Below are 26,994 nucleotides of genomic sequence, written 5' to 3'. Positions count from 1 at the left end.
TTCTGCTACAATCCCCACCCCGTTCGAAGATTGAGCAAGACTCCCATGCGTTTAAACCCTGGCCAACAACAAGCCGTCGAATTTGTAACCGGACCGTGCCTGGTGCTGGCGGGCGCCGGCTCCGGTAAGACCCGCGTGATCACCAATAAAATCGCCCACCTGATCCGCGGCTGCGGCTATCAGGCGCGCCATATCGCGGCCGTGACCTTTACCAACAAAGCCGCGCGCGAGATGAAAGAGCGCGTTGGGCAAACGCTGGGGCGCAAAGAGGCGCGCGGGCTGATGATTTCCACCTTCCACACCCTGGGGCTGGATATCATCAAGCGGGAATACGCCGCGCTGGGCATGAAGTCTAACTTCTCCTTATTCGACGATACCGACCAGGTGGCGTTGCTCAAAGAGCTGACCGAAGGGTTGATCGAAGATGACAAAGTGGTGCTCCAGCAGTTGATCTCGACGATCTCCAACTGGAAAAACGATCTGAAAACCCCGGCCCAGGCCGCCGCGGGTGCGAAAGGCGAACGGGACCGCATCTTCGCCCACTGCTATGGGCTGTATGATGCGCATATGAAGGCCTGCAATGTCCTCGATTTTGACGATCTGATCCTGCTGCCAACGCTGCTGCTGCAGCGCAACGAGGAGGTGCGCGAACGCTGGCAGAATAAGATCCGCTACCTGCTGGTGGATGAGTATCAGGATACCAACACCAGCCAGTATGAGCTGGTGAAGCTGCTGGTGGGCCAGCGGGCGCGTTTTACCGTGGTAGGCGACGATGACCAGTCGATCTACTCGTGGCGCGGCGCGCGGCCACAGAACCTGGTGCTGCTCAGCCAGGACTTCCCGGCGCTGCAGGTTATCAAGCTTGAGCAGAACTATCGCTCCTCCGGGCGTATTCTGAAAGCCGCTAACATTCTGATCGCCAACAACCCGCACGTTTTTGAAAAGCGTCTGTTCTCCGAACTGGGATACGGCGCTGAGCTGAAAGTGCTCTCCGCCAACAATGAAGATCATGAAGCGGAGCGCGTGGCCGGGGAACTGATCGCCCACCACTTTATCAATAAAACCAATTACAAAGACTACGCGATCCTTTATCGCGGCAATCACCAGTCGCGGGTCTTTGAAAAGATGCTGATGCAGAACCGCATCCCGTACAAAATCTCCGGCGGCACGTCGTTCTTCTCGCGCCCGGAAATTAAAGATCTGCTGGCCTATCTGCGCGTGCTGACCAACCCGGACGACGACAGCGCCTTCCTGCGTATCGTCAACACGCCGAAGCGCGAGATCGGCCCCGCGACGCTGCAAAAGCTCGGTGAGTGGGCGATGGGCCGCAACAAAGGATTGTTCACCGCCAGCTTTGATATGGGTCTTAGCCAGACGCTGACCGGGCGCGGCTATGAATCACTCACCCGCTTCACCCACTGGCTGCGCGAGATCCAGCAACTGGCCGAACGCGAGCCGGTCAACGCCGTGCGCGACTTGATCCGCGGGATTGATTACGAATCCTGGTTGTATGAAACCTCGCCCAGCCCGAAAGCCGCGGAAATGCGCATGAAAAACGTCAACCAGCTGTTCACCTGGATGACCGAGATGCTGGAAGGCAGCGAAATCGATGAGCCAATGACCCTGACGCAGGTGGTCACCCGCTTTACGCTGCGCGACATGATGGAGCGCGGCGAATCGGATGAAGAGCTGGATCAGGTGCAGCTGATGACCCTCCATGCCTCAAAAGGGCTGGAGTTCCCGTATGTTTACCTGGTGGGCATGGAGGAGGGATTGCTCCCGCACCAGAGCAGCATTGATGAAGATAACGTCGATGAAGAGCGCCGGTTAGCCTACGTGGGCATCACCCGTGCGCAGAAAGAGCTGACCTTTACGCTCTGTAAGGAGCGCCGGCAGTATGGTGAGGTGGTGCGCCCGGAACCGAGCCGTTTCCTGCTCGAGCTACCCCAGGACGATCTGATTTGGGAGCAGGCGCGCAAAGTGATTACCGCTGAAGAGCGAATGCATAAAGGACAGGCTAACGTGGCGAACATTCGCGCCATGCTGGCAAAAGCTAAAGAGAAAGGATAGCGATAAGCAGGCCGGGTAAGGCGAAGCCGCCGCCCGGCAATGTTCAGCGTATTACTTCACCTCAAGCATCCAGTGCACATAGCTTTGCCACTGGCATTCCTGTTCGATCAGCTCAGCCCCAAGCGGGTGATTATCCAGCCAGTTTTCCGGCAGCGTCAGGGACAGTTTTTCATCATCGGCCACCAGATTGATGGCGGGCAGCAAATCGTCACGCCGCCGGCTGGCAAAGAGGATCGCCAGTCGCAGCAGGCGACAAAGATGTTCGGCAACCCGCGGCGGGACGGCGTTCTGCTGATGAAGCGATGAGAGGTCGATGGCGTTAGTCTGGTTAAGCAGCAGCGTCGCAATCAGCTTCTTCTGCGCTGGGGTAAAGCCGGGCAGGTCGAGATTATTGACCAGATAGGCCGCGTGCTGCGGCGCGCGCTTAAAATCCACACTCAGGCCAATCTCATGCAACGCACAGGCGCTGAGGAGCAAATCGCGGCTCAGCGGATCCAGTTCCCAGCAGCCGTCCAGCTGGCTGAGCAGGTGGCTGGCGAGACCAGCGACGCGCTGGGCCTGTTCGGTGTCGATCATAAAACGACGCTGAATATTACGCAGAGTGCGGCTGCGGATGTCCTGTTCAACGGAGAGATGCAGCATGCCATACACCAGCCCTTCCCGTAATGCGCCGCCCGCGAGGGTCATACACTGAATATTCAGTTCGCTGAAGATAGCGATAAGGATCGCCAGCCCGCTCGGAAACACCAGCGCTCGCTCAAGGGTTAAGCCTTCGATCTCCAGCTCTTCCAGACGTCCGCACTGGATGGCGCGCTGTTTAAGCTGCTGGAGTTTGGTCAGGGTGATCCGCTCATCCATCCCCTGCGCCATCATAATTTCCTGCAGAGCCTGAACGGTGCCGGAGGCGCCAACGCACACTTTCCATCCGTGATAGCGCAGCACATCGGCGATGGGCAGTAGCACCTCACGCGCGGCCGCCTCGGCAAGATCGAAATTCTCTTTCGTCAGGCTGCGGTCGGCGAAATAGCGTTCAAGCCAGGTCACACAGCCCATCGACAGGCTAAATAGCGAGGTCGTTTGCGCGCCGGTGCCGGTCACCAGTTCGGTGCTGGCGCCGCCGATATCGACCACCAGACGCTGATCGGCGCCGCCGGTGGTGTGGGCGACACCCTGATAAATCAGGCGCGCTTCTTCTTCACCGCTAATGACCTGTACCGGACTGCCGAGGATCTCCTGCGCTTTCGCCAGAAATTCGCCGGCATTAACGGCAAGACGCAGCGTGGCGGTGGCCACGACGCGGATTTGCGCCGGCGGAATATCCTGCAGGCGTTCGGCAAACAGGCGTAAGCACTGCCAGCCGCGCTCCATCGCTTCTGCGGAGAGCGTGTTGTCGCTATTCAGGCCGGCGGCCAGACGAACTTTGCGCTTAATGCGGCTCAGCGTCTGGATACTGCCAGCCACCTCGCGCACCACCAACATATGGAAACTGTTGGAGCCCAAATCAATGGCGGCATACAGCGAGGTGGAGCTCATGCTCTTCATCGTTCAGAAGGCTCCCTCGTCGACGGGGCGCTTGTGCCCAATCCGTGTAACTGAGCGGGTTGCCGGGGAAACGCGCCCTGGCAGATTCTGAATGATTGAGCGTATAGCATAGAGTTCTTAACCTGAACGACGACGATTGCGCGGTGGACCGCTGCGGCGCGGGCCGTTGCCTGGACGCGCACGGGTCAGTCGCAGCGGCTTAGGCAGGTCGGTCATCAGCGCGTCCGGGTTGTACTTGCTGACCGGAATTGAGTGACCAATATAGGTTTCGATAGCCGGCAGGTTCAGCGCATACTCTTCGCAGGCGAGGCTGATGGAGTGACCGCTGGCGCCAGCGCGACCGGTACGGCCAATGCGGTGAACGTAATCTTCGCAGTCGTCCGGCAGATCGTAGTTAAAGACGTGGGTCACGGCCGGAATGTGCAAGCCACGAGCGGCAACGTCAGTCGCGACCAGAATATCAAGGTCGCCGCGGGTAAATTCTTCGAGAATCCGCAGACGTTTTTTCTGCGCCACGTCGCCGGTCAGCAGACCTACGCGATGGCCGTCGGCGGCGAGATGGCCCCAGATATCTTCACAACGATGCTTGGTATTGGCGAAGACGATGGCGCGATCGGGCCACTCTTCTTCCAGCAGCGTCTGCAGCAGGCGCATTTTTTCTTCGTTGGACGGGTAGAAGAGCTCTTCTTTAATACGGTGGCCCGTTTTCTGTTCCGGCTCGACTTCAACGTACTCGGCGTTGTTCATTTGTTCGAACGCCAGTTCGCGTACGCGATAAGAAAGCGTCGCGGAGAACAGCATGTTCAGACGCTGAGTGGCCGGCGGCATGCGGCGGAACAGCCAGCGGATATCTTTAATAAAGCCGAGATCGTACATGCGATCGGCTTCGTCCAGCACGACGACCTGAATGGCGCCGAGGTTAATGTGGTTTTGCTTCGCGTAATCGATCAGACGACCGGTGGTACCGATCAGAATATCGACGCCGCTTTCCAGCACTTTCAGCTGCTTATCGTAGCCGTCGCCGCCGTAAGCCAGACCCAGCTTCAGACCGGTGGCCTGCGCCAGCGGTTCAGCGTCCGCGTGGATCTGTACCGCCAGTTCACGCGTCGGCGCCATAATCAGCGCGCGCGGCTGGTTAACCTGGCGATCGGCGATAGCCGGGTGAGAGAGAAGATAATGAAACGTCGACGTCAGGAACGCCATCGTTTTACCGGTACCGGTTTGCGCCTGCCCGGCGACATCGCGGCCTTCCAGCGTCAGCGGAAGAGCGAGGGCCTGAATAGGTGTGCAATTATGAAACCCTTTCTTTTCAAGGGCTTCAATGACTGCCGGGTGCAGGGCGAAGTCGGAAAACTTCTGTTCTGTTAAATGTGTTTTGCTCATAGTGTGGTAGAATATCAGCTAACTATTGCATTAAGAAAGCGTATCCGGTGAAATAACGTCAACCTTTCGTTGGCGGTGTACGAAATTATTCAAGGTACGTCTACGGTAACTGAACGAATCCAGGATAGCTTAGACCACTAAGCGAGCCGGGAGCGATAAATCTGCAATATGCAGTGCGCGTTCAGGTGACCCTGGCGTCAAAGGGTGGGTCCATGAGGGATCGCGCCAGTTGGCAGACCAGAGAATTGAGGTATCCTGAAGAATAGCGTGCATAACGTAGCCGCAGCGCGTCGTTGATGGCTACGACACCAACACACCAGGCTTATTCCTGTGGAGTTAAATATGAGCGATAAAATTATTCACCTGACTGACGACAGTTTTGACACGGACGTACTCAAGGCTGACGGGCTGACCCTCGTCGATTTCTGGGCAGAGTGGTGTGGTCCGTGCAAAATGATCGCCCCGATTCTGGATGAGATCGCTGAAGAGTATCAGGGCAAACTGACCGTAGCTAAGCTGAACATCGACCAGAACCCGGGCACCGCGCCGAAGTACGGCATTCGCGGCATCCCAACCCTGCTGCTGTTCAAAAACGGCGAAGTGGCGGCCACCAAAGTCGGCGCACTGTCCAAGGGTCAGCTGAAAGAGTTCCTCGACGCCAACCTGGCGTAAGCGAATTGCTGTTCCGGCGTCCAGATTCCTATTTTTTGCGGAACTCTGGACGCCCGGCTGGAGTCGTGCTAAGTTAATCCACAGACTTCGTTTTAAACATACCTTGTTTGAATCTTGTTTTACCCGAAGCATCCCGCAAAAAATGCGCGTGAAGCTATTAATTCCGGGCTTTTCACTCATTCCGTCTAGTCGTTTCAGTTCTGCGTTCTTTCCTGTGACCAGGCGACGTACAGACACGAGATGAAGGCCGTTAACAGGCATGGAAGTTCCTGCCATACCATTCACAACATTAAGTTCGAGATTTACCCCGAGTTTAAGAACCCACACCACTATGAATCTTACCGAATTAAAGAATACGCCGGTTTCTGAGCTGATTACTCTCGGCGAAAATATGGGGCTGGAAAACCTGGCTCGTATGCGTAAGCAGGATATTATTTTTGCCATCCTCAAGCAGCATTCGAAGAGTGGCGAAGATATCTTTGGCGACGGCGTACTGGAGATACTGCAGGATGGATTTGGATTCCTCCGCTCCGCAGACAGCTCCTACCTCGCCGGCCCTGACGACATCTACGTATCCCCCAGCCAAATCCGCCGTTTCAACCTCCGCACTGGTGACACCATTTCCGGTAAGATTCGTCCTCCGAAAGAGGGTGAGCGTTACTTTGCGCTGCTGAAAGTTAACGAAGTTAACTACGACAAGCCGGAAAACGCCCGTAACAAGATCCTGTTCGAGAACTTAACGCCGCTGCACGCGAATTCTCGTCTGCGTATGGAGCGTGGTAACGGTTCTACCGAAGACTTAACCGCTCGCGTACTGGATCTGGCTTCCCCGATTGGCCGCGGCCAGCGTGGTCTGATCGTCGCGCCGCCGAAAGCCGGTAAAACCATGCTGCTGCAGAACATCGCGCAGAGCATCGCTTACAACCATCCGGACTGCGTGCTGATGGTGCTGCTGATCGACGAACGTCCGGAAGAAGTGACCGAGATGCAGCGTCTGGTGAAAGGTGAAGTGGTTGCTTCCACCTTCGACGAACCGGCATCCCGTCACGTTCAGGTTGCTGAGATGGTTATCGAGAAAGCGAAACGTCTGGTTGAACACAAGAAAGACGTTATCATCCTGCTTGACTCCATTACCCGTCTGGCGCGCGCCTACAACACCGTGGTCCCGGCTTCCGGTAAAGTGCTGACCGGTGGTGTGGACGCCAACGCCCTGCACCGTCCGAAGCGTTTCTTCGGTGCGGCGCGTAACGTCGAAGAGGGCGGCAGCCTGACCATCATCGCCACGGCGCTGATCGACACCGGCTCCAAAATGGATGAAGTTATCTACGAAGAGTTTAAAGGTACCGGTAACATGGAGCTGCACCTCTCTCGTAAGATTGCTGAAAAACGCGTCTTCCCGGCTATCGATTACAACCGTTCCGGTACGCGTAAAGAAGAGCTGCTCACCACTCAGGAAGAGCTGCAGAAAATGTGGATCCTGCGCAAAATTATCCATCCGATGGGTGAGATCGACGCGATGGAATTCCTCATTAATAAACTGGCAATGACTAAGACGAATGATGACTTCTTCGATATGATGAAGCGCTCGTAAGGTAAAAAAAGCCAAAAACGCCACGCCTTTGCGTGGCGTTTTCATTTTGGGATTTGTATGATCCAGAGACAGAGAAAGCGGGACGAAAGTTGTCGTATAATGGCGCCGGACAGCAGGCGGAGACAGCTTTAACAGACTAAAATCTATACAATAAATTTGTAATGTTCTGCTTTTCCCCTTCTGGAGTTGGGGCATCATCGCTATACTTCCCGGATTAACTATGCTGAGAGCACATGCGTTGTGAATTTACTCACTGCTATTACTGAATTAATCAGTATTTTCTTATTCACGACCCTCTTTATTTTTGTCGCGCGGAAAGTGGCAAAAAAGATTGGGTTAGTGGATAAACCAAACTATCGCAAACGGCATCAGGGGTTGATTCCGTTGGTCGGTGGTATCTCAGTTTATGCAGGCATCTGTTTCACCTTCGCCATCGCCGATTATTATATTCCTCACGCCTCGCTGTATCTGGCCTGTGCGGGGGTATTGGTGCTGGTTGGCGCGCTGGACGATCGCTTCGACATCAGCGTGAAAATTCGCGCGGTCATTCAGGCCGCGATCGCCGTGATTATGATGATGGCAGGGAATCTGCATCTGAGTAGTCTGGGCTTTATTTTTGGCTCGTGGGAGCTGGTGCTGGGGCCTTTCGGCTTCTTCCTCACTCTGTTTGCCGTCTGGGCCGCCATCAACGCGTTTAATATGGTCGATGGGATTGACGGCCTGCTCGGCGGCCTGTCATCCGTCTCCTTTGCGGCGACCGGGATCATCCTCTGGTTTGACGGTCAGTACAGCCTGGCGATGTGGTGTTTTGCGATGATCGCCGCCATTCTGCCCTATATTCTTCTTAATCTTGGCGCCCTCGGCCGCCGCTATAAAGTTTTTATGGGTGACGCCGGCAGCACCATGATTGGCTTCACCATCATCTGGATCCTGCTGGAAACCACACAAGGTAAAACGCATCCCATCAGCCCGGTCACCGCGCTGTGGATTATCGCTATCCCGTTGATGGATATGGTGGCGATTATGTATCGCCGCCTGCGCAAAGGCATGAGTCCTTTCTCACCGGACCGGCAGCATATTCATCATTTGATCATGCGCGCCGGGTTTACTTCCCGCCAGGCGTTCGTCCTGATCACCCTGGCCGCTGCCCTGCTGGCGCTGGTTGGCGTCGCGGCGGAATATACCCGCATTGTGCCGGAATGGGTGATGTTAATTCTCTTTTTGGTGGCCTTCTTCCTTTATGGCTACTGTATTAAGCGCGCCTGGAAAGTGGCGCGTCTGGTTAAGCGCATCAGACGCAGAATTCGGCGACACAGCGGCAATAATCCGAAACTAACCAAGTAAAGCTGGGGATGTGATGACTCAACCATTACCGGGAGCACAATCAGTGAACGTTGAGAACGAGCTGGATATTCGCGGGCTGTTTCGCGCTTTATGGGCAGGAAAAGGCTGGATAGTCGGCGGTGCTGTACTCTTCGCCGCTATCGTGTTGGTGTACACCTTCTTTGCTCGCCAGGAGTGGAGCGCCACGGCGATCACCGATCGGCCTACTGTCAACATGTTGGGGGGGTACTATTCCCAGCAGCAGTTCTTACGCAATCTGGATATCAAAGCCGACCTGGCCTCGGTGGATCAGCCTTCCGCCATGGATGAAGCGTATAAAGAGTTCATCATGCAGTTGGCCTCCTGGGATACCCGGCGTGATTTCTGGCTGCAAACGGACTACTACAAGCAGCGACAGTCGGGTAATGCTCGCGCCGATGCGGCGATGCTGGATGATTTAATTAACAATATCCAGTTTATGCCAGGCGATGCGGCCAAGAGCGTCAACGACAGCGTCAAACTGACCGCCGAGACCGGGCAGGATGCCAATAATTTGCTGCGCCAGTATGTGGCTTTCGCCAGCCAGCGGGCGGCTGGCCATCTTAACGACGAGCTCAAAGGCGCCTGGGCGGCGCGGACGGTACAAATGAAGGCGCAGGTGAAGCGTCAGGAAGAAGTGGCCGAGGCTATTTTCAACCGCCGGACCCACAGCGTGGAGCAAGCGCTGAAGGTCGCTCAGCAGCATAATATCTCGCGCAGCGAAACGGATGTTCCTGCCGATCAGTTGCCGGATTCAGAGCTATTTTTATTGGGCAGGCCGATGCTGCAGGCCAGACTGGAAAACCTGCAGGCCGTCGGACCGGAATATGACCTCGATTACGACCAGAATCGCGCCATGCTGAGCACGTTGAACGTCGGTCCAACGTTGGATCCGCGTTTTCAGACTTACCGGTATTTGCGAACGCCGGAAGAACCTGTAAAACGCGATAGCCCGCGCCGTGTATTTCTGATGGTGATGTGGGGGATTGTGGGTGCGCTCATCGGCGCAGGCGTGGCGTTATCGCGTCGTCGTGTCCTGTGATTGCGGCCTGTGGTGAAGGGCAAATGACCTTCATCGCCTAATCGAAGAGAATCGATGTGAAAGTACTAACTGTATTTGGCACGAGGCCGGAAGCCATCAAGATGGCTCCTCTGGTCCATGCGCTGGCAAAGGATCCTCATTTTGAGGCGAAAGTATGCGTGACCGCGCAGCATCGGGAGATGCTCGATCAGGTGTTGAAACTATTCTCCATCACCCCGGACTACGATCTCAACATCATGAAGCCGGGACAGGGGCTCACCGAGATCACCTGCCGTATTCTTGAGGGGCTGAAGCCGGTTCTGGAGTCGTTTAAACCCGACGTGGTGCTGGTGCATGGCGATACCACCACCACGATGGCGGCGAGCCTGGCGGCGTTTTACCAGCGCATACCGGTGGGCCATGTAGAGGCGGGTCTGCGGACCGGCGATTTAAGTTCGCCGTGGCCGGAAGAGGGCAACCGTACGCTGACCGGGCATCTGGCGACGTACCATTTCGCCCCTACGGAAACCTCGCGGCAGAATCTGCTGCGGGAAAACATTGCCGACAGTCGCATCACGGTGACCGGGAATACGGTCATCGATGCCCTATTCTGGGTGCGCGATCGCGTTCTGGGCGATGAAGCGCTACGGGAGACCCTGCTGCAGCGCTATCCTTTCATTAGCCACGGTAAAAAAATGATTCTGGTTACCGGCCATCGGCGGGAAAGCTTTGGGCTCGGCTTTGAGCAGATCTGCCAGGCGCTGGCGGAGATAGCCCATACCCACCCTGAGGTGCAGATTGTCTATCCGGTTCACCTGAATCCTAACGTCAGCGAACCGGTGAACCGTATTCTCGGCCATATCGACAACGTGATGTTGATTGAACCGCAGGACTACCTGCCGTTCGTCTGGTTGATGGATCGGGCCTGGCTCATCCTGACCGATTCCGGTGGTATTCAGGAAGAGGCGCCTTCCCTGGGGAAACCGGTGCTGGTCATGCGCGATATGACCGAACGTCCGGAAGCGGTGGCCGCCGGTACCGTCTGTCTGGTGGGCACCGACAGCCAGCGCATCGTGGCGGAAGTCACGCGACTGCTGGAGAATGATGCCGCATACCAGGCGATGAGCCGCGCGCATAATCCTTATGGCGATGGCGAAGCATGTCGTCGAATTTTGTCTGCACTTAAAAATAATCAGGTAACGCTATGAGTTTTTCTACCATTTCAGTGATTGGCCTTGGCTATATCGGGCTGCCAACCGCTGCCGCGTTCGCCTCCCGGCAGAAGCGGGTGGTCGGCGTTGATGTCAATCAACATGCCGTGGAGACCATTAACCGTGGAGAGATTCATATCGTGGAGCCGGATCTGGCGAGTGTGGTGAAGACCGCGGTCGAGCAGGGATATTTAAGCGCCACCACCACCCCGGTGGCAGCGGATGCCTACCTGATTGCCGTGCCGACGCCGTTTAAAGATCGCCACGAGCCGGATATGGTGTTTGTCGAGTCGGCGGCTAAATCCATTGCGCCGACGTTAAAGAAAGGCTCGCTGGTGATCCTCGAGTCCACCTCGCCGGTCGGGTCGACCGAACAGATGGCTGAGTGGCTGGCGGAGATGCGCCCGGACCTCAGCTTTCCCCAGCAGGTGGGTGAAGCGGCGGACGTGAATATCGCCTACTGCCCGGAGCGGGTATTGCCCGGCCAGGTGATGGTCGAGCTGATTAAAAACGACCGCGTTATCGGCGGCATGTCGCCGGTCTGCTCCGCTCGCGCCAGCGAGCTGTATAAAATCTTCCTCGAAGGCGAATGTGTGGTGACCAACTCGCGTACCGCCGAGATGTGCAAGCTGACGGAAAACAGCTTCCGCGACGTCAACATCGCTTTTGCCAACGAGCTGTCGCTGATTTGCGCCGATCAGGCCATTAACGTCTGGGAACTGATCCGCCTGGCGAACCGCCATCCGCGAGTGAATATCCTGCAGCCGGGACCGGGCGTCGGCGGCCACTGTATCGCCGTCGACCCGTGGTTTATCGTGGCGCAAAACCCGCAGCAGGCGCGTCTGATCCGCACGGCCCGTGAGGTCAACGACCACAAGCCGGAATGGGTTATCGAACAGGTGAAGGCGCAGGTAGCTGACTGCCTGAATGCCACCAACAAACGGGCCAGCGAACTGACCATTGCCTGTTTTGGCCTCGCCTTTAAGCCGAATATTGACGACCTGCGCGAAAGCCCGGCAATGGAAATTGCCGCGCAGATTGCCCGCTGGCACAGCGGCACGACGCAGGTAGTTGAGCCCAACATTCACGCGCTGCCGCAGAAACTCGACGGTCTGTGTACGCTGGCGACCCTCGATGCGGCGCTGGCCAGCGCCGACGTGCTGGTGATGCTGGTCGATCACCATGAATTTAAAGCCGTTAGCGGCGACAGCGTCACCCAGGCGTATATCATCGACACCAAAGGAGTGTGGCGGTGAGAACCATTCTGGTCACCGGCGGCGCGGGCTTCATTGGTTCGGCGGTAGTGCGGGAGATTATCCAGCACACCGCCGATCGCGTGGTGGTGGTGGATAAACTGACCTACGCCGGCAATTTAATGTCGCTGGCGCCGGTGGCGCAGGATGCGCGTTTCGCCTTTGAACAGGTGGATATCTGCGACCGCGGCGAGCTGGACCGTATTTTCGTGCAGTATCAACCTGATACAGTGATGCACCTGGCGGCGGAAAGCCATGTCGATCGGTCGATTGACGGCCCGGCGGCATTTATTGAAACCAATATCGTGGGCACCTATACGCTGCTGGAGGCGGCCCGTAGCTGGTGGAATACGCTGGCTACGGCGCAAAAATCGGCGTTTCGCTTCCATCACATCTCCACCGATGAAGTGTATGGCGATCTGCACGGCAGCGATGATTTCTTTACCGAGACCACGCCCTATGCGCCAAGCAGCCCCTATTCGGCCTCGAAAGCCAGCAGCGACCACCTGGTGCGTGCCTGGCTGCGGACCTATGGCCTGCCGACGCTTATCACCAACTGCTCGAATAACTACGGCCCATATCACTTCCCCGAGAAGCTGATCCCGCTGACCATCCTCAACGCGCTGGCAGGCAAGCCGCTGCCGGTGTATGGCAATGGACAGCAGATCCGCGACTGGCTGTACGTGGAAGATCACGCCAGAGCGCTGTATCTGGTGGCGACCCGCGGCGAACCGGGCGAGACTTACAATATCGGCGGTCATAACGAGCGTAAAAACATCGAGGTGGTGGAAACCATTTGCGAATTGCTCGAAGCGCTGGCGCCGCATAAGCCGCAGGGCGTGGCGCACTATCGCGACCTGATCGCCTTTGTTGCCGATCGCCCGGGCCACGATCTGCGCTATGCCATTGATGCTTCGAAGATTGCCCGTGAGCTGGGCTGGACGCCGGCTGAGACCTTCACTTCCGGTATGCGTAAGACCGTGGCGTGGTATCTGGCGAACGAGACATGGTGGCGCCAGGTTCAGGACGGAAGCTATCAGGGCGAGCGTCTTGGACTGCAAGGCTAATCATCTCTGGGGGGAATGATGAAAGGTATTATTCTGGCGGGGGGTTCCGGAACGCGACTGCATCCCATCACCCGCGGCGTGTCGAAGCAGCTGTTGCCGATCTACGATAAGCCGATGATCTACTACCCGCTGTCGGTATTAATGCTGGCCGGGATCCGTGAGATCCTGATCATCACCACGCCGGACGATCTGCGCGATTTCCAGCGCCTGCTCGGCGATGGCTCAGAGTTTGGCATTGCGCTGCACTATGCCGTACAGCCGACGCCGGATGGTTTAGCCCAGGCGTTTATCATCGGCGAAGCCTTTCTTAACGGCGAACCGGCGTGCCTGGTGTTAGGCGACAACATCTTCTTCGGCCAGAGCTTCAGCCCCAAGCTGCGCAGCGTGGCTGCCCGCACGGAAGGGGCGACGATTTTTGGCTATCAGGTGATGGATCCTGAGCGCTTTGGCGTGGTGGAGTTTGATGACAACTTTCGCGCGCTGTCGCTGGAAGAGAAGCCGAAGCAGCCGAAGTCGAACTGGGCGGTCACCGGTCTCTATTTCTACGATGGCAAGGTGGCGGAGTACGCCAAACGGGTCAAGCCATCCGAGCGCGGCGAACTGGAAATCACCTCTATCAACCAGATGTACCTTGAAGATGGCGCATTGACCGTCGAACTGCTTGGACGCGGCTTTGCGTGGCTGGATACCGGCACCCACGATAGCCTGATCGAGGCCAGCATGTTCGTGCAGACCGTCGAGAAGCGTCAGGGCTTCAAAATCGCCTGTCTGGAAGAGATCGGCTGGCGCAACGGCTGGCTGGACGACGACGGTGTCAAACACGCGGCGAAGCGGTTGGAAAAAACCGGCTACGGCCAATATCTGCTGGATCTGCTCCGTGCCCGTCCGCGCCAGTATTGATCCCCTGGAGTGGGAGAACCGCTTCTTTGCCGTTAACAGCGCCGTCGTTCACTTTGACGAGCATGCGCCGCGGCTGACGCCTGAGGCGCTGGCGGGGTGGTCGCGAGTGCAGGCGAAGGTAGCCGCCAGCGACACCGTCCGGCTCGACGCGCTGCAGCAGCTGGGTTTTCAGCTGGTGGAAGGCGAGGTCGATCTGACGCTACCGGTGGGCAACCCTGCGGATGCGGGCGCCGACGTCGCCGTGGAGGCGGATATTGCGCCACTGCGCGAGCAGGCGGCGCAGGCCTTTGCGATGAGCCGCTTTCGCGCGCCCTGGTATGCTGCCGACGCCAGCGGCCGTTTCTATGCCCAGTGGATTGAAAATGCGGTGCGCGGCACCTTCGATCATCAGTGCCTGATTTACCGCCATCCAGAGGGCGATATTCGCGCCTTTGTCTCCCTGCGCCAGCTCAATGCCACCGAGGCGCGTATCGGCCTGCTGGCCGGACGCGGCGCCGGGGCGCAGCTGATGCAGGCGGCGCGGTACTGGGCCGCTTCGCGCGGACTTTCTACACTGCGGGTGGCGACCCAGATGGGCAACACCGCCGCGCTTAAACGTTATATTCTCAGCGGTGCTAATGTGGAAAGCACCGCCTACTGGCTATACAGGTGACCCCATGATCCCATTTAACGCGCCGCCGGTGGTTGGAACCGAGCTTGATTACATGCAGTCTGCGATGAACAGCGGCAAGCTGTGCGGCGACGGCGGCTTTACGCGCCGCTGCCAGCAGTGGATGGAGCAGCGTTTTGGCACGGCAAAAGCCCTGCTAACCCCTTCCTGCACGGCTTCGCTGGAGATGGCCGCGCTGCTGCTGGATATCCAGCCGGGCGACGAAGTGATTATGCCCAGCTATACCTTTGTCTCCACCGCCAATGCCTTTGTGCTGCGCGGGGCGAAAATCGTCTTCGTCGATATCCGTCGCGATACGATGAATATCGATGAAACGTTAATCGAAGCCGCTATCACCGATAAAACCCGGGCGATCGTCCCGGTGCACTATGCCGGCGTAGCCTGCGAGATGGATACCATCATGGCCATCGCCGACAAGTACAACCTGTTCGTGGTGGAAGACGCCGCGCAGGGGGTGATGTCCACCTACAAGGGGCGCGCGCTGGGCACCATCGGCCATATCGGCTGCTTCAGCTTCCATGAAACTAAAAACTACACCGCCGGCGGTGAGGGCGGGGCGACGCTGATCAACGATCGCACGCTGGTGGAACGTGCGGAGATCATTCGCGAAAAAGGCACCAACCGCAGCCAGTTCTTTCGTGGCCTAGTGGATAAATATACCTGGCGGGACATTGGCTCCAGCTATCTGATGTCCGACCTGCAGGCCGCCTATCTGTGGGCGCAGCTGGAAGCGGCGGAGCGCATCAACCAGCAGCGTCTGGCGCTGTGGCAGAATTACTATGACGCGCTGCTGCCGCTGGCCCGCGCGGGACGTATTGAACTGCCGACGGTCCCGGCTGACTGCGGGCAAAACGCGCACATGTTCTACATTAAGCTGCGCGATATCGAGGATCGCAGCAGGCTTATCGCCTGGCTGAAAGAGGCGGAGATCCTCGCGGTATTCCATTACATTCCCCTGCACAGCTGTCCGGCAGGCGAACACTTCGGCGAATTCCACGGTGAAGACCGCTATACCACCCAGGAGAGCGAGCGCCTGGTGCGCCTGCCGCTGTTTTACAATCTGTCTGTGGTGAACCAGCGGACGGTGATTAACTCGCTGCTGAGCTACTTCTCCTGATATGTCGTTAGCAAAAGCCTCATTGTGGACGGCGGCCTCGACGCTGGTCAAAATCGGCGCCGGGCTGTTGGTCGTCAAGCTGCTGGCCGTCTCGTTTGGGCCCGCGGGCGTTGGTCAGGCCGGTAACTTCCGGCAACTGGTCACCGTGCTCGGCGTGCTGGCCGGGGCCGGGATATTTAACGGCGTCACGAAGCTGGTGGCTCAGCATCACGACGATCCCCCGCGCCTGAAGCAGGTGGTGGGCACCTCGTCGGCGATGGTGCTTGGCTTTTCCACGCTGCTGGCGCTGGTGTTTTTACTGGCGGCGGCGCCGATAAGCCAGGGGCTGTTCGGTCATACTCATTATCAGAATCTGGTACGGCTGGTGGCGCTGGTGCAGATGGGGATCGCCTGGGCGAACTTCCTGCTGGCGCTGATGAAAGGCTTTCGCGATGCGGCGGGAAACGCCTTCTCGCTGATTGCCGGCAGCCTGATTGGCGTGGCGGCCTATTATGCCTGTTACTACTTCGGTGGTTACCAGGGGGCGCTGCTGGGGCTGGCGTTAGTGCCGGCGCTGGTGGTGATCCCGGCGGGCATCATGCTCTGGCGGCGGGGTAATATTCCGCTGAGCGCCCTGCGTCCGCGCTGGGATAACGGTCTGGCGGGACAGCTATCGAAATTTACCCTGATGGCGCTGATAACCTCAGTGACCCTGCCGGTGGCTTATGTGATGATGCGTAATCTGCTGGCGGCGCATTATGGCTGGGAGGCGGTCGGTATCTGGCAGGGGGTGAGCAGTATCTCCGATGCCTATCTGCAGTTTATTACCGCCTCGTTCAGCGTCTATCTCCTGCCGACGCTGTCGCGGCTGAGCGCCAAAACGGATATCACCCGCGAGATAGTCAAGTCGCTGAAATTCGTCCTGCCGGCAGTGGCGGCGGCGAGCCTGACGGTCTGGCTGCTGCGCGATTTTGCCATCTGGTTGCTGTTTTCCGATCGCTTTACCGCGATGCGTGACCTGTTCGCCTGGCAGCTGGTGGGCGACGTTTTAAAAGTAGGCGCCTACGTCTATGGCTATCTGGTGATCGCTAAAGCGTCGCTGCGTTTTTATATTCTGACGGAAATCAGCCAGTTCACGCTGCTGACCGCATTCTCACACTGGCTTATACCGGCGCACGGCGCGGTTGGCGCGGCGCAGGCGTATATGGCCACTTATATTGTTTATTTCGCCCTTTGTAGTGGCGTGTTTTTACTCTGGCGTAAACGGGCATGACAGCACTGATACATGTACTGGGATCGGATATCCCGCATCATAACCAGACCGTACTGCGGTTCTTTAACGACGAACTGGCCGCCGATCCGCAGGCCAGGAGATTTATGGTCGTCGGTGATGAGGCCAGCGTGCGTGATGGGTATCCGGCGCTGGACATCACCTGCTATCCGGGGAAGAAGTCGCTGGCGCAGGCGGTGATTGCGCAAGCCAAAGCCAACCGTCAGCAGCGCTTTTTCTTCCACGGCCAGTTCAATACCGGCCTGTGGCTGGCGCTGTTGAGCGGCGGTATTCGCCCATCGCAGTTTAACTGGCATATCTGGGGGGCGGATCTGTATGAAAACGCGACCAGCCTGAAGTTCCGCCTGTTCTATCCGCTGCGCCGCCTGGCGCAGGGGCGGGTAGGGCGCGTTTTCGCCACCCGCGGCGATCTTAGCTGGTTCGCTAACCGCCATCCGCGCGTTCCGGGCGAACTGCTCTACTTCCCGACCCGTATGGATCCGGCGCTGAATACCCTGGCCGAAAACGCGCCGCGCGGCGACACGCTGACCATTCTGGTGGGCAACTCCGGGGATCGCAGCAATGAACATATTGCCGCGCTGAAGGCTATCCATCAGCAGTTTGGCGATACGGTAAACGTCATCGTGCCGATGGGCTATCCGGCGAATAACGAGGCCTATATCAATGAGGTTCGTGAGGCGGGGGCGGCGCTGTTTAGTCGCGAGCATCTGCAGATCCTCAGCGAGAAGCTTGAGTTTCATGATTATCTGGCGCTGCTGCGCCGCTGCGATCTGGGCTATTTCCTGTTTGCGCGTCAGCAGGGGATCGGCACCCTGTGCCTGTTGATTCAGGCGGGCATTCCCTGCGTGCTCAACCGCGAAAACCCGTTCTGGCAGGATATGACCGAGCAGCATGTGCCGGTGCTGTTCACCAGCGATGCGCTGGACGTCAGCGTGGTGCGCGAAGCGCAGCGCCAGCTGGCGAGCGTGGATAAGTCGGGTATCGCTTTCTTCCGGCCGAACTATCTGACGGGCTGGCAGCGGGCGCTACGGTTAGCGGCGGAGGGGCAGGCATGACGTTAATGCAATTTAGCGGGCTGCTGGTGGTCTGGCTGCTGTCGACGCTGTTTATCGCCACCGCCACCTGGTTTGAGTTCCGTCGGGTACGCTTCAACTTCAACGTCTTTTTCTCGTTGCTGTTTCTGCTGACCTTTTTCTTCGGTTTCCCGCTGACCAGTATTCTGGTGTTCCGCTTTGACGTCAGCGTGGCGCCGCCGGAGATTTTGCTGCAGACGCTGCTGATCGCGGTGTGCTTCTACGCGATCTACTACGTGACCTATAAAACGCGGCTGCGTCCGGCATCGCGTGAGGTTACGCGTCGGCCGCTGTTTACCATGAACCGGGTGGAAACCCATCTGGCGTGGGGCATACTGATGGGGCTGGCGCTGCTGTGCGTCGGCATCTTCTTCGCCCACAATGGTTTCCTGCTGTTTAAGCTCAACTCCTACAGCCAGATTTTCTCTGCTGAAGTCTCCGGCGTGGCGTTGAAGCGCTTCTTCTACTTCTTTATCCCGGCGATGCTGGTGGTCTATTTCCTGCGCCAGGATTATAAGGCGTGGATTTTCTTCCTCGTCAGCACCGTGGCCTTTGGTCTGCTGACCTACGCTATCGTCGGCGGGACTCGCGCCAATATCATCATCGCCTTCGCCATCTTCCTGTTTATCGGCATTATTCGCGGCTGGATCAGCTTGTGGATGCTGGCTGCGGCGGGCGTGCTGGGCATCGTCGGCATGTTCTGGCTGGCGCTGAAGCGCTACGGGATGAACGTCAGCGGCGACGAAGCGTTTTATACCTTCCTCTATCTCACACGCGATACCTTCTCGCCGTGGGAGAACCTGGCGCTGCTGCTGCAAAACTATGACAAGATCGATTTCCAGGGGCTGGCGCCGATGATCCGCGACTTCTACGTCTTTATCCCCAGCTGGATGTGGCACGGTCGTCCGACGATGGTGCTCAATACCGCCAACTACTTCACCTGGGAAGTGTTAAACAACCATTCGGGGCTGGCGATTTCGCCGACGCTGATTGGCTCGCTGGTGGTGATGGGCGGCGTCTGGTTTGTGCCGCTGGGCGCTGTGGCGGTCGGGTTGATTATTAAATGGTTCGACTGGCTGTATGAGCTCGGCAACCGGGAGAGCAATCGCTATAAAGCGGCAATCCTGCATAGTTTCTGTTTCGGCGCTATCTTCAACATGATAGTGCTGGCGCGCGAGGGGCTGGATTCGTTCGGCTCCCGCGTGGTGTTTTTCCTCGTGATCTTTGGTATCTGCTTGCTGGCGGCGAAACTGCTGTACTGGTTCCTGGATAGCGTGGGACTGATTCATAAGCGCGTAAAACCGCTTTCGCAACCGCAAGTCTGAGAAGGATGGACATGACTGGGACCATTTCCGCGCCGTTGTACCTGTTAAGAGGGCTGCAGCTCATAGGCTGGCGCGATATGCAGCACGCTCTGGATTATTTATATGCCGACGGCGTTCTCCGGGAGGGGACGTTGGTGGCGATTAATGCCGAGAAAATGCTGGCCGTAGAGGATAACCCCGAGGTGCGGGCGCTGATTGAGGCGGCGGAGTTTAAATATGCGGATGGCATCAGCGTGGTACGTTCGCTGCGTAAAAAATATCCGCAGGCCCAGGTGTCCCGCGTGGCGGGAGCCGATCTCTGGGAAGCGTTAATGCAGCGCGCCGGCGCTGAAGGCACTCCGGTGTTTTTGGTCGGCGGTAAACCTGAAGTCCTGGCGCAGACGGCGTCCAGCCTGCGCCAGCGCTGGCAGGTGAATATCGTCGGCAGCCAGGACGGCTATTTTGCGCCTGAGCAACGGCAGGCATTGTTCGAACGCATTCGCGACAGCGGGGCGAAAATCGTCACCGTCGCCATGGGGTCCCCGCGTCAGGAGATCTTTATGCGCGACTGTCGGCGCCTGTACCCGCACGCGCTGTATATGGGCGTCGGCGGCACTTACGATGTTTTCACCGGGCACGTTCATCGGGCGCCGAAGTTCTGGCAGGATCTGGGGCTGGAGTGGTTTTACCGCCTGGTTTCCCAGCCGAGCCGGATTAAAAGGCAGGCCCGACTGCTACGATATTTACGTTGGCATTACACCAATAAACTCTAATATTCCTCTGCATTCTGGCGAGTTTGTATCCATTTTCTGTTTAATGTCTTTACTCGCCTGATACTTTATTTGCCATTTCCATAAAATTCATTAACCATTCGCAGGCTTCATACGCGCGGGGGGAGACCTGCGCGTCGGCAAGGCTATGAGTTCAGTTAATAACAATAACCGGGAGTACCCGGAATACGGCAAACACAAGAGGATATATGACTGAGAAAAAAGCGGAGCTCCAGCGTGGACTGGAGGCCCGGCATATTGAACTGATCGCCCTTGGGGGGACGATTGGCGTGGGGTTGTTTATGGGGGCGGCCAGTACCCTGAAGTGGGCTGGGCCTTCCGTGCTGCTGGCGTACATTATCGCTGGCCTGTTCGTCTTTTTCATTATGCGCTCAATGGGCGAAATGCTGTTCCTTGAGCCCGTCACCGGCTCCTTCGCGGTGTATGCGCATCGCTATATGAGCCCCTTCTTCGGCTACCTGACCGCCTGGTCGTACTGGTTTATGTGGATGGCGGTGGGCATCTCTGAGATTACCGCCATCGGCGTCTATGTGCAGTTCTGGTTCCCGGAGATGGCGCAGTGGATCCCGGCGTTAATTGCCGTGGGGCTGGTGGCGCTGGCTAACCTCGCGGCGGTCCGGCTGTACGGTGAAATCGAGTTCTGGTTCGCCATGATTAAAGTGACCACCATTATCGTGATGATCGTCGTGGGCCTGGGCGTCATTTTCTTCGGCTTTGGCAACGGCGGCCACTCCATCGGTTTTGGCAACCTGACCGAACATGGCGGCTTCTTTGCCGGCGGCTGGAAGGGCTTCCTGACGGCGCTGTGTATCGTGGTCGCGTCCTATCAGGGCGTGGAGCTCATCGGCATTACCGCTGGTGAAGCGAAAAATCCGCAGGTCACACTGCGCAGCGCGGTGGGCAAAGTGCTGTGGCGGATCCTGATTTTCTACGTCGGCGCGATTTTCGTTATCGTCACCATCTTCCCATGGGATCAAATCGGCTCCAACGGCAGCCCGTTCGTACTGACGTTTGCCAAAATCGGTATTACCGCCGCGGCGGGGATTATCAACTTTGTGGTGCTGACGGCGGCGCTTTCCGGCTGCAACAGCGGGATGTACAGCTGCGGACGTATGCTGTACGCCCTGGCGAAGAACCGTCAGCTGCCGGCGGCGATCGGTAAGGTATCGCGCAACGGCGTTCCGGCCGTCGGCGTGGCGCTGTCTATTCTGATCCTGCTGGTAGGCTCCTGCCTGAATTACATCATTCCTAATCCGCAACGGGTGTTTGTCTATGTCTATAGCGCCAGCGTCCTGCCGGGGATGGTGCCCTGGTTTGTGATCCTGATTAGTCAGCTGCGTTTCCGTCGCGTACATCGGGCAGCGATAGCCAGCCATCCGTTCCGTTCGCTGCTGTTTCCGTGGGCCAACTATTTCACCATGGCTTTCCTGATCTGCGTGCTGATCGGGATGGGGCTGAATGATGAAACCCGGATGTCGCTCTTTGTCGGCATTATTTTCCTTGCTGTCGTTACCCTGATTTATAAGGTGTTTGGCCTTGGAAGGCAGGGGCAAGTCAATAATACGGCTGAATAAGCGCCAAAACGAACAAAGCATGAGCAAACGATAATTTTCTTTTAAAAGGCACTAGACAGCGGGGGAGGAAGTCCGTATTATCCGACCCCGCAACGGCGCTAAGCGCCCGTAGCTCAGCTGGATAGAGCGCTGCCCTCCGGAGGCAGAGGTCTCAGGTTCGAATCCTGTCGGGCGCACCATTAACCCGGTGCTGGAGCTGCGGTGGTTTTAATACCGCGTAAAAGGTTTGCAGTGGTGGCTATAGCTCAGTTGGTAGAGCCCTGGATTGTGATTCCAGTTGTCGTGGGTTCGAATCCCATTAGCCACCCCATTATTTGATAGAGTTGTGAATTTGCGAAGGTGGCGGAATTGGTAGACGCGCTAGCTTCAGGTGTTAGTGTTCTTACGGACGTGGGGGTTCAAGTCCCCCCCCTCGCACCACGACTTTAACGAATTGAACTAAAAATTCAAAAAGCAGTATTTCGGCGAGTAGCGCAGCTTGGTAGCGCAACTGGTTTGGGACCAGTGGGTCGGAGGTTCGAATCCTCTCTCGCCGACCAATTTTGAACCCCGCTTCGGCGGGGTTTTTTGTTTTCTGTGACTTCCTGCCATGACTTATTCCCCTGATCTTGCTGATAAAAAATCTTCTCTTTGCTTAAGAATACGTGTCAGGAAAACTCTCAATTCATCACTGTGGTAGATGCAATTTCCCTGGATCCTGTGCGATAATAATCGGGTAGATGCTCATTCCATCTCTTATGTTCGCCTTTGTGCCTCATAAACTCCGGAATGATGCAGAGCCGTTCTTACGGTGCTTATCGTCCACTGACAGATGTCGCATTTATGCCTCATCAAACACCATGGACATTACGTTGAGTGAAGCACCCAATTTGTTGTCAAACAGACCTGTTTTAACGCCTGCCCTGATTTCAGCGCAGGCGTTTTTTTCTTTCAGGGGGAGCGTCAACGGGAAGGCGGGGGAGAAGGGCTATCGCCCCGCAGGAGGCGATAGCCAGGTGAGGTTATTGCTGAGGGTTATTCTGCAACGTCAGCAGCAGACCATCGCGGCGCATGGTGGCCGCTTCCTCCGGTTGATGGAGGCGATCCAGAGCATCCGCCAGCCAGGCGTAATCAAAGGCATCCGGACGCTGCTTAAGCGCGGCGCGGAAGGCGATGCTGGCCTCCTGCCATTCGCCGTGCCGCATCAGCGACTGGCCCAGGGTGCTCCACAGCAGCGGACGATCGCCAACGGCTTTGATCTGCTGGCGCAGTACTTTCTCCAGCTGTTCCGGGTTATTGGTCTTCAGGCGCGGGATCGGCATCACCAGACGGTCGTCATACTGTTTCTTCAGACCATCAATAATAATTTGCTGCGCGGTATCGTGATCGTCGCTCTCGATGAGGCGCTCGGCCATCGCCACCTGCAGCGGTACCAGCGCCCGCGTTTTACGGCTCTGGTTGCGCCACCATTCGCGCAGCCCCTCGCTGCCGCCGTCGGCCAGCGCTTTGTCCATCAGGCCAACCCATGCCAGCTGTTCCAGCGCGGCGCGGTGCTCTTCATCGCCGACGTTAGCTTTCGCCATCGACGGAATGATATCCAGCAGCGACTGCCAGGCGCCGGTACGGGTATAAGCCTGTTCGGCGAGGCGCAGCACTTCCGGATGACGCGGGGTGATTTCCAGTAGCTTATCGATGCCATGGCGCGCGGCGTGATTTTCATTGCGCGCCAGCTGCAGGCGAACGCGGGTGATTTCCACCGGGATCAGGTCATCGCCCGCCAGGTCGGTGGCGCGCTCCAGATGCTGGTTAGCCCGCGCTTCATCGCCGCGCTGCTGGGCCGCTTCCGCCGCCAGCAGATAGTTCACCACCGGCTGTTCGGCGTGATCGGCGTTTTTCGCCATCAGCTTCTCAACCTGCTGGTAATCACCTTCCGCCAGCTTAAGCAGCGCCTGCTCGGTTTGCTTACGCGCGCGACGGCGTTTACGGCCGACAAACCAGCCGCGCGTATGCGCCCCGGTGCGGAAAATACGGCGCAGCAGCCATTCAATGGCGAACAGCACCACCATGGCGAGGATCAGGATGATCACCAGCCCGGTCACGCTGGTCTCGATATTGTAATTATCGGTCTGGATCAGGACGTAGCCCTGATGCCCGGCGATCATCGGGCCAAGCACGATCCCGGCGATCAACAGTGCGAAGAGTAAAAGAATTTTCAGCATGCGTTACTCTCCTTGCGGCGCAGCGGGGGCGGCCGGTGCTGCAGGTGCAGGCGAGGGCGCGCCGCCTGCGGAAACGGCAGGCTGCGCCATCAGATTACGCACCCGGGTCTGCATCAGTTTTTCCAGCAACGCCTGGCTCTGCAGCGTTTCCGGCACCGTCATAGTAATGCTTTGCTGACTGAGCTTATCCACCTCTTCAAGGAAGGCTTTAGTGGTGGCGTCATCGGTATCGTAATAGGCGCGTACCCAGGTCGAGACGTTATCCAGCGACTGTTTCCAGGTCTCTTCCTGATGGCGCGGCACTGCCTGCGCGGCGACCAGCAGGCGAGAGCGAATATTTTCCCGCAGATAGATATCCTGATTCGGCGCCAGCAGCGGGACCGCCGTTTCATCGCGGCGGCGCACGGTGATAAAACTGTCCATAAAATTCTGCCAGCTTTTCTGCAGATTGACGCGCCATTCGCTGATGGAGCTGGAGAGCTCATCGCTATCAGAATCCATCGGCGAATCGTCATCGTTATTATCCGCCAGCCGCAGGTTATCGATTTGGTTCGCCAGCTGATTAACCTTGAGGATCATGCCGTCGTAGTCGACCTGGTTTACCGCGGAGAGGGTGGCGATATCGTCGGTGATCGCCCGGCGGGCGCCGATCAGGCTTGGGTCATTCATGTCGGCGAGGCTGGCGTCGGCGCTTTTCAGCAGCGCGGCGGCGGTGGTGACATCCTGATCGCTCCACAGCTTACGTCCCGCCAGCTTGACGAGGAAGTCGGCCTGGGCCAGCAGCCAGGTTTTGGCGTCGCTACCGGAAATGACCGCCACTTTTTGCTGGACTTCGTCCAGCTGTTTGGCCAGCGTCTCCTGCTGATGTTTGGCTTCGTTTAGCTGCTCGGCCTGCTGTTTGATAATGCCTTCCAGTTCGCTTTTTTGGCTCTCCTGCGCTTTCTGCAGCGCCGCGACCTGGCTTGATAATTCAGAGGTGGTTTCGTTTTGACGCGAGGCCTGCTGTTTGTTCAGGCCATACAGGCCGATACCGGCGGCTATCGCAATGGCGATAGCGATCGCGCTGAGCGCCAGGCTGGTTTTGTTGCCAGCCTTCTTCTTATCAGTGTTCTCTGGCTGTGGTGTGGTCTCCACGGCCTCCCTGGTCTCTTCAACCACGGCGGATTGATTTTGTTGTTCCGTCATTATGGCTTCCAATGTTGAGAGTTATTGTAATGCGCGTAGCAGCGCATCGTTGTCGGCGCTATCGGCAACCTGAATCTCCTGCCAGCCCAGCTCCCGGGCCTGAAGGGCCAGACGTTCGCTGACAACGACAACGCGGCAGTGCAGGAGCCACCGTTCGCGATACCATTGCGGTATTAACGACCATAGCTGCTGCAGCATCTCGCCGCTGGTGACCACCAGCGTGGTGACCCCGCGAGATTGCCAGCGCATCGCTTCTTCTGCGCCATCGTAATGCTTTGCACTACGTTGATAACATTCACAAAATGTGACCCTGGCGCCGCGCTCGGTCAGCGTCGCGCCTAAGAGTTCCCGCCCACCATTGCCGCGTAAGATCAGCGCATTCTTCCCGGCAATGTTTTGTAATTCAGGTAATTGTAGCAAGACTTCGCTAATTTCCCGATCTAACGGGTAATGGATGTGCTGCCCGCTGACCGTATGCAGGGCCAGCGCCGTCGTGCGGCCAATGGCAAAATAACGCGGGGAAGTGGGCCAAGGCATACCCTGTTGCTGCAGACGGGCATGGGCGAACTCCACCGCATGCTGGGACAGCGCGAACAGCAGATCGTCAGGCCCCAGGCGGGCAAGCGCGTCGCCCAGCGCGGGAAGCTCCCGACCGGGCGTAAATTCTAGCAGCGGAAAGCTCCAGGCCACGCGTCCCATGGCCCGCAGACGGCTGACCAGCGCTTCTCCTTGCGGTAGTGGACGAGTGACCAGGATGCTCATCGTGGGGCTTCTCCATCATAAACTGCCGCGAGAATATCGCGGGCGCCGTTATCCAGGAGCTCTTCCGCCAGCGAGATGCCAAGCGCTTCGGCCTGCTCTGCTGGCCCGCGCCGTTCGCCGCGTACCATCTGCGAACCATCCGGGGCTCCAACCAGCGCCCGCAGCCACAGTTCACCGTCTTTCAGTTCCGCATAGCTACCAATCGGCACCTGACAGCCGCCTTCGAGACGCGTGTTCATCGCCCGCTCGGCGCGCACGCGCACTGCCGTTTCCGTATGGTTGAGAGGCGCTAACAGCCCCTGGGTCCATGCATCGTCGAGACGGCATTCGATGCCCACCGCGCCCTGGCCGACCGCCGGCAGAGATTGCTCAGGCGACAGCGGCTGGCGAATTCGCGCCTCGAGCTGCAGGCGCTTCAGGCCGGCGGCGGCGAGGATGATGGCGTCATACTCGCCGTTATCCAGCTTACTCAGTCGGGTACCGACGTTACCGCGCAGAGAGCGGATCACCAGATCCGGACGGGTGGCGGCCAGCTGGCACTGACGGCGTAAACTTGACGTGCCAACGACGCTGCCGGCCGGGAGTTCATCAATCGAGGCATAGCGATTGGAGACAAACGCGTCGCGCGGATCGTCGCGCTCGCAGATAGTCACCAGCCCCAGCCCCTCCGGGAATTCCACCGGCACATCTTTCATCGAATGAACGGCGATATCGGCGCGCCCTTCGAGCATGGCAAGCTCTAACTCTTTCACAAATAAGCCCTTGCCACCCACCTTTGCCAGGGGAGTATCAAGGATGACATCCCCGCGAGTGACCATCGGCACCAGCTCGACCTTCAGTCCGGGATGCGCTTGTTCCAGGCGCGCTTTAACATATTGCGCCTGCCATAGCGCAAGCGGGCTTTGCCGTGTGGCAATTTTCAAAACTTTGTCTAACATGCTTGTTACCGTCATTGTCGACCACTAACCATCCTAACAT

Annotated in this window: 22 protein-coding genes and 4 tRNA genes; 20 read left to right on the top strand and 6 right to left on the bottom strand. The window is 57.7% G+C overall.

What is annotated here, in order from left to right:
* Positions 1 to 45: 45 nt before the first annotated feature.
* A complete protein-coding gene (rep, locus tag ABLV04_RS16695) occupies positions 46 to 2,070 on the top strand; it encodes a DNA helicase Rep (protein WP_004886858.1) in 2,025 nt (674 codons plus the stop codon).
* 51 nt (positions 2,071 to 2,121) lie between these two features.
* Here the strand turns inward: rep and gppA are convergent, their stop codons facing one another.
* Positions 2,122 to 3,612 carry a guanosine-5'-triphosphate,3'-diphosphate diphosphatase gene (gene gppA, locus ABLV04_RS16690; RefSeq protein ID WP_023291549.1) on the bottom strand — a complete coding sequence of 497 codons (1,491 nt, stop codon included), beginning with the start codon at positions 3,610 to 3,612 and terminating at the stop codon, positions 2,122 to 2,124.
* Positions 3,613 to 3,729: 117 nt separating this feature from the next.
* Positions 3,730 to 4,995 carry an ATP-dependent RNA helicase RhlB gene (gene rhlB / locus ABLV04_RS16685; RefSeq protein WP_023291550.1) on the bottom strand — a complete coding sequence of 422 codons (1,266 nt, stop codon included), beginning with the start codon at positions 4,993 to 4,995 and terminating at the stop codon, positions 3,730 to 3,732.
* Between the two features lie 342 nt (positions 4,996 to 5,337).
* Between rhlB and trxA the strand changes: the two genes are divergently transcribed.
* From trxA to ABLV04_RS16590, 19 genes are all read left to right on the top strand, one after another.
* A complete protein-coding gene (trxA, locus tag ABLV04_RS16680; RefSeq protein ID WP_002883224.1) occupies positions 5,338 to 5,667 on the top strand; it encodes a thioredoxin TrxA in 330 nt (109 codons plus the stop codon).
* A gap of 331 nt (positions 5,668 to 5,998) precedes the next feature.
* Positions 5,999 to 7,258, top strand: a complete 1,260-nt coding sequence (rho, locus tag ABLV04_RS16675) for a transcription termination factor Rho (protein ID WP_002883293.1) — start codon at positions 5,999 to 6,001, stop codon at positions 7,256 to 7,258.
* A gap of 240 nt (positions 7,259 to 7,498) precedes the next feature.
* Complete coding sequence (gene wecA / locus ABLV04_RS16670) at positions 7,499 to 8,602, top strand: UDP-N-acetylglucosamine--undecaprenyl-phosphate N-acetylglucosaminephosphotransferase (protein ID WP_004886849.1); 1,104 nt, start codon at positions 7,499 to 7,501, stop codon at positions 8,600 to 8,602.
* Between the two features lie 13 nt (positions 8,603 to 8,615).
* Positions 8,616 to 9,662, top strand: coding sequence for an ECA polysaccharide chain length modulation protein (wzzE, locus tag ABLV04_RS16665; RefSeq protein WP_032429045.1), 1,047 nt, complete (start codon positions 8,616 to 8,618; stop codon positions 9,660 to 9,662).
* A gap of 56 nt (positions 9,663 to 9,718) precedes the next feature.
* On the top strand, positions 9,719 to 10,849 hold the full coding sequence (gene wecB, locus ABLV04_RS16660) for a UDP-N-acetylglucosamine 2-epimerase (non-hydrolyzing) (RefSeq protein WP_071787245.1): 1,131 nt from the start codon (positions 9,719 to 9,721) through the stop codon (positions 10,847 to 10,849).
* Complete coding sequence (gene wecC / locus ABLV04_RS16655) at positions 10,846 to 12,108, top strand: UDP-N-acetyl-D-mannosamine dehydrogenase (RefSeq protein WP_110238414.1); 1,263 nt, start codon at positions 10,846 to 10,848, stop codon at positions 12,106 to 12,108. Before wecB ends, wecC begins: the two co-directional genes overlap by 4 nt.
* Positions 12,105 to 13,172, top strand: coding sequence for a dTDP-glucose 4,6-dehydratase (gene rffG / locus ABLV04_RS16650; RefSeq protein WP_044521750.1), 1,068 nt, complete (start codon positions 12,105 to 12,107; stop codon positions 13,170 to 13,172). The genes wecC and rffG overlap by 4 nt, the downstream gene beginning before the upstream one ends.
* 18 nt (positions 13,173 to 13,190) lie before the next feature.
* Positions 13,191 to 14,072: a glucose-1-phosphate thymidylyltransferase RfbA gene (rfbA, locus tag ABLV04_RS16645; protein WP_023291555.1), complete on the top strand. Its 882-nt coding sequence runs from the start codon at positions 13,191 to 13,193 to the stop codon at positions 14,070 to 14,072.
* Positions 14,050 to 14,724, top strand: a complete 675-nt coding sequence (gene rffC, locus ABLV04_RS16640; RefSeq protein WP_180266335.1) for a dTDP-4-amino-4,6-dideoxy-D-galactose acyltransferase — start codon at positions 14,050 to 14,052, stop codon at positions 14,722 to 14,724. The genes rfbA and rffC overlap by 23 nt, the downstream gene beginning before the upstream one ends.
* Positions 14,725 to 14,728: 4 nt before the next feature.
* Positions 14,729 to 15,859, top strand: a complete 1,131-nt coding sequence (rffA, locus tag ABLV04_RS16635; protein WP_044521751.1) for a dTDP-4-amino-4,6-dideoxygalactose transaminase — start codon at positions 14,729 to 14,731, stop codon at positions 15,857 to 15,859.
* A 1-nt stretch (position 15,860) separates the two neighbouring features.
* A complete protein-coding gene (gene wzxE / locus ABLV04_RS16630) occupies positions 15,861 to 17,111 on the top strand; it encodes a lipid III flippase WzxE (RefSeq protein WP_032454508.1) in 1,251 nt (416 codons plus the stop codon).
* Positions 17,108 to 18,184, top strand: coding sequence for a TDP-N-acetylfucosamine:lipid II N-acetylfucosaminyltransferase (locus tag ABLV04_RS16625; RefSeq protein WP_048296403.1), 1,077 nt, complete (start codon positions 17,108 to 17,110; stop codon positions 18,182 to 18,184). Before wzxE ends, ABLV04_RS16625 begins: the two co-directional genes overlap by 4 nt.
* Positions 18,181 to 19,527: an ECA oligosaccharide polymerase gene (wzyE, locus tag ABLV04_RS16620; protein ID WP_032454510.1), complete on the top strand. Its 1,347-nt coding sequence runs from the start codon at positions 18,181 to 18,183 to the stop codon at positions 19,525 to 19,527. Before ABLV04_RS16625 ends, wzyE begins: the two co-directional genes overlap by 4 nt.
* Before the next feature lie 11 nt (positions 19,528 to 19,538).
* Entirely contained in the window at positions 19,539 to 20,279 is a 741-nt protein-coding gene (wecG, locus tag ABLV04_RS16615; protein ID WP_023291561.1) for a lipopolysaccharide N-acetylmannosaminouronosyltransferase, read from the top strand.
* 206 nt (positions 20,280 to 20,485) lie between these two features.
* The gene (locus tag ABLV04_RS16610) at positions 20,486 to 21,871 is read left to right on the top strand and encodes an amino acid permease (RefSeq protein ID WP_117136957.1); all 1,386 of its coding nucleotides are present in this window, start codon (positions 20,486 to 20,488) and stop codon (positions 21,869 to 21,871) included.
* 102 nt (positions 21,872 to 21,973) lie between these two features.
* Positions 21,974 to 22,050, top strand: a tRNA-Arg gene (locus tag ABLV04_RS16605).
* A 55-nt stretch (positions 22,051 to 22,105) separates the two neighbouring features.
* Positions 22,106 to 22,181, top strand: a tRNA-His gene (locus ABLV04_RS16600).
* A 23-nt stretch (positions 22,182 to 22,204) separates the two neighbouring features.
* Positions 22,205 to 22,291: transfer RNA gene (locus ABLV04_RS16595), tRNA-Leu, on the top strand.
* 42 nt (positions 22,292 to 22,333) lie between these two features.
* Positions 22,334 to 22,410, top strand: a tRNA-Pro gene (locus ABLV04_RS16590).
* A 462-nt stretch (positions 22,411 to 22,872) separates the two neighbouring features.
* Here ABLV04_RS16590 and hemY read toward each other — a convergent pair.
* From hemY to hemC, 4 genes are read right to left on the bottom strand one after another with little or no spacing between them, the layout of a single operon-like run.
* Complete coding sequence (gene hemY, locus ABLV04_RS16585) at positions 22,873 to 24,069, bottom strand: protoheme IX biogenesis protein HemY (protein WP_023291562.1); 1,197 nt, start codon at positions 24,067 to 24,069, stop codon at positions 22,873 to 22,875.
* 3 nt (positions 24,070 to 24,072) lie between these two features.
* Positions 24,073 to 25,254, bottom strand: coding sequence for a uroporphyrinogen-III C-methyltransferase (gene hemX, locus ABLV04_RS16580; protein WP_023291563.1), 1,182 nt, complete (start codon positions 25,252 to 25,254; stop codon positions 24,073 to 24,075).
* 21 nt (positions 25,255 to 25,275) lie between these two features.
* Entirely contained in the window at positions 25,276 to 26,016 is a 741-nt protein-coding gene (gene hemD / locus ABLV04_RS16575) for a uroporphyrinogen-III synthase (protein ID WP_147734144.1), read from the bottom strand.
* Positions 26,013 to 26,954: a hydroxymethylbilane synthase gene (gene hemC / locus ABLV04_RS16570; RefSeq protein WP_032454513.1), complete on the bottom strand. Its 942-nt coding sequence runs from the start codon at positions 26,952 to 26,954 to the stop codon at positions 26,013 to 26,015. The genes hemD and hemC overlap by 4 nt, the downstream gene beginning before the upstream one ends.
* Between the last annotated feature and the right edge of the window lie 40 nt (positions 26,955 to 26,994).

It is taken from the genome of Klebsiella sp. JN_Kp127, from assembly GCF_040062505.1.
Taxonomy (GTDB): domain Bacteria; phylum Pseudomonadota; class Gammaproteobacteria; order Enterobacterales; family Enterobacteriaceae; genus Klebsiella; species Klebsiella quasipneumoniae.
Note: the sequence above shows the minus strand (reverse complement) of the source record. Positions and strands in the feature narration are given on the sequence as shown.

Bases quoted from the DNA above. Each gene is read 5' to 3' on its own strand.
- wzzE (WP_032429045.1), top strand. From the start codon at position 8,616: ATGACTCAACCATTACCGGGAGCACAATCAGTGAACGTTGAGAACGAG.
- rhlB (WP_023291550.1), bottom strand. From the start codon at position 4,995: ATGAGCAAAACACATTTAACAGAACAGAAGTTTTCCGACTTCGCCCTG.
- gppA (WP_023291549.1), bottom strand. From the start codon at position 3,612: ATGAAGAGCATGAGCTCCACCTCGCTGTATGCCGCCATTGATTTGGGC.
- trxA (WP_002883224.1), top strand. From the start codon at position 5,338: ATGAGCGATAAAATTATTCACCTGACTGACGACAGTTTTGACACGGAC.
- hemD (WP_147734144.1), bottom strand. From the start codon at position 26,016: ATGAGCATCCTGGTCACTCGTCCACTACCGCAAGGAGAAGCGCTGGTC.
- wzyE (WP_032454510.1), top strand. From the start codon at position 18,181: ATGACGTTAATGCAATTTAGCGGGCTGCTGGTGGTCTGGCTGCTGTCG.
- rep (WP_004886858.1), top strand. From the start codon at position 46: ATGCGTTTAAACCCTGGCCAACAACAAGCCGTCGAATTTGTAACCGGA.
- rffA (WP_044521751.1), top strand. From the start codon at position 14,729: ATGATCCCATTTAACGCGCCGCCGGTGGTTGGAACCGAGCTTGATTAC.
- hemY (WP_023291562.1), bottom strand. From the start codon at position 24,069: ATGCTGAAAATTCTTTTACTCTTCGCACTGTTGATCGCCGGGATCGTG.
- wecC (WP_110238414.1), top strand. From the start codon at position 10,846: ATGAGTTTTTCTACCATTTCAGTGATTGGCCTTGGCTATATCGGGCTG.
- wzxE (WP_032454508.1), top strand. From the start codon at position 15,861: ATGTCGTTAGCAAAAGCCTCATTGTGGACGGCGGCCTCGACGCTGGTC.
- ABLV04_RS16610 (WP_117136957.1), top strand. From the start codon at position 20,486: ATGACTGAGAAAAAAGCGGAGCTCCAGCGTGGACTGGAGGCCCGGCAT.
- wecG (WP_023291561.1), top strand. From the start codon at position 19,539: ATGACTGGGACCATTTCCGCGCCGTTGTACCTGTTAAGAGGGCTGCAG.
- ABLV04_RS16625 (WP_048296403.1), top strand. From the start codon at position 17,108: ATGACAGCACTGATACATGTACTGGGATCGGATATCCCGCATCATAAC.
- rho (WP_002883293.1), top strand. From the start codon at position 5,999: ATGAATCTTACCGAATTAAAGAATACGCCGGTTTCTGAGCTGATTACT.
- hemX (WP_023291563.1), bottom strand. From the start codon at position 25,254: ATGACGGAACAACAAAATCAATCCGCCGTGGTTGAAGAGACCAGGGAG.
- hemC (WP_032454513.1), bottom strand. From the start codon at position 26,954: ATGTTAGACAAAGTTTTGAAAATTGCCACACGGCAAAGCCCGCTTGCG.
- rfbA (WP_023291555.1), top strand. From the start codon at position 13,191: ATGAAAGGTATTATTCTGGCGGGGGGTTCCGGAACGCGACTGCATCCC.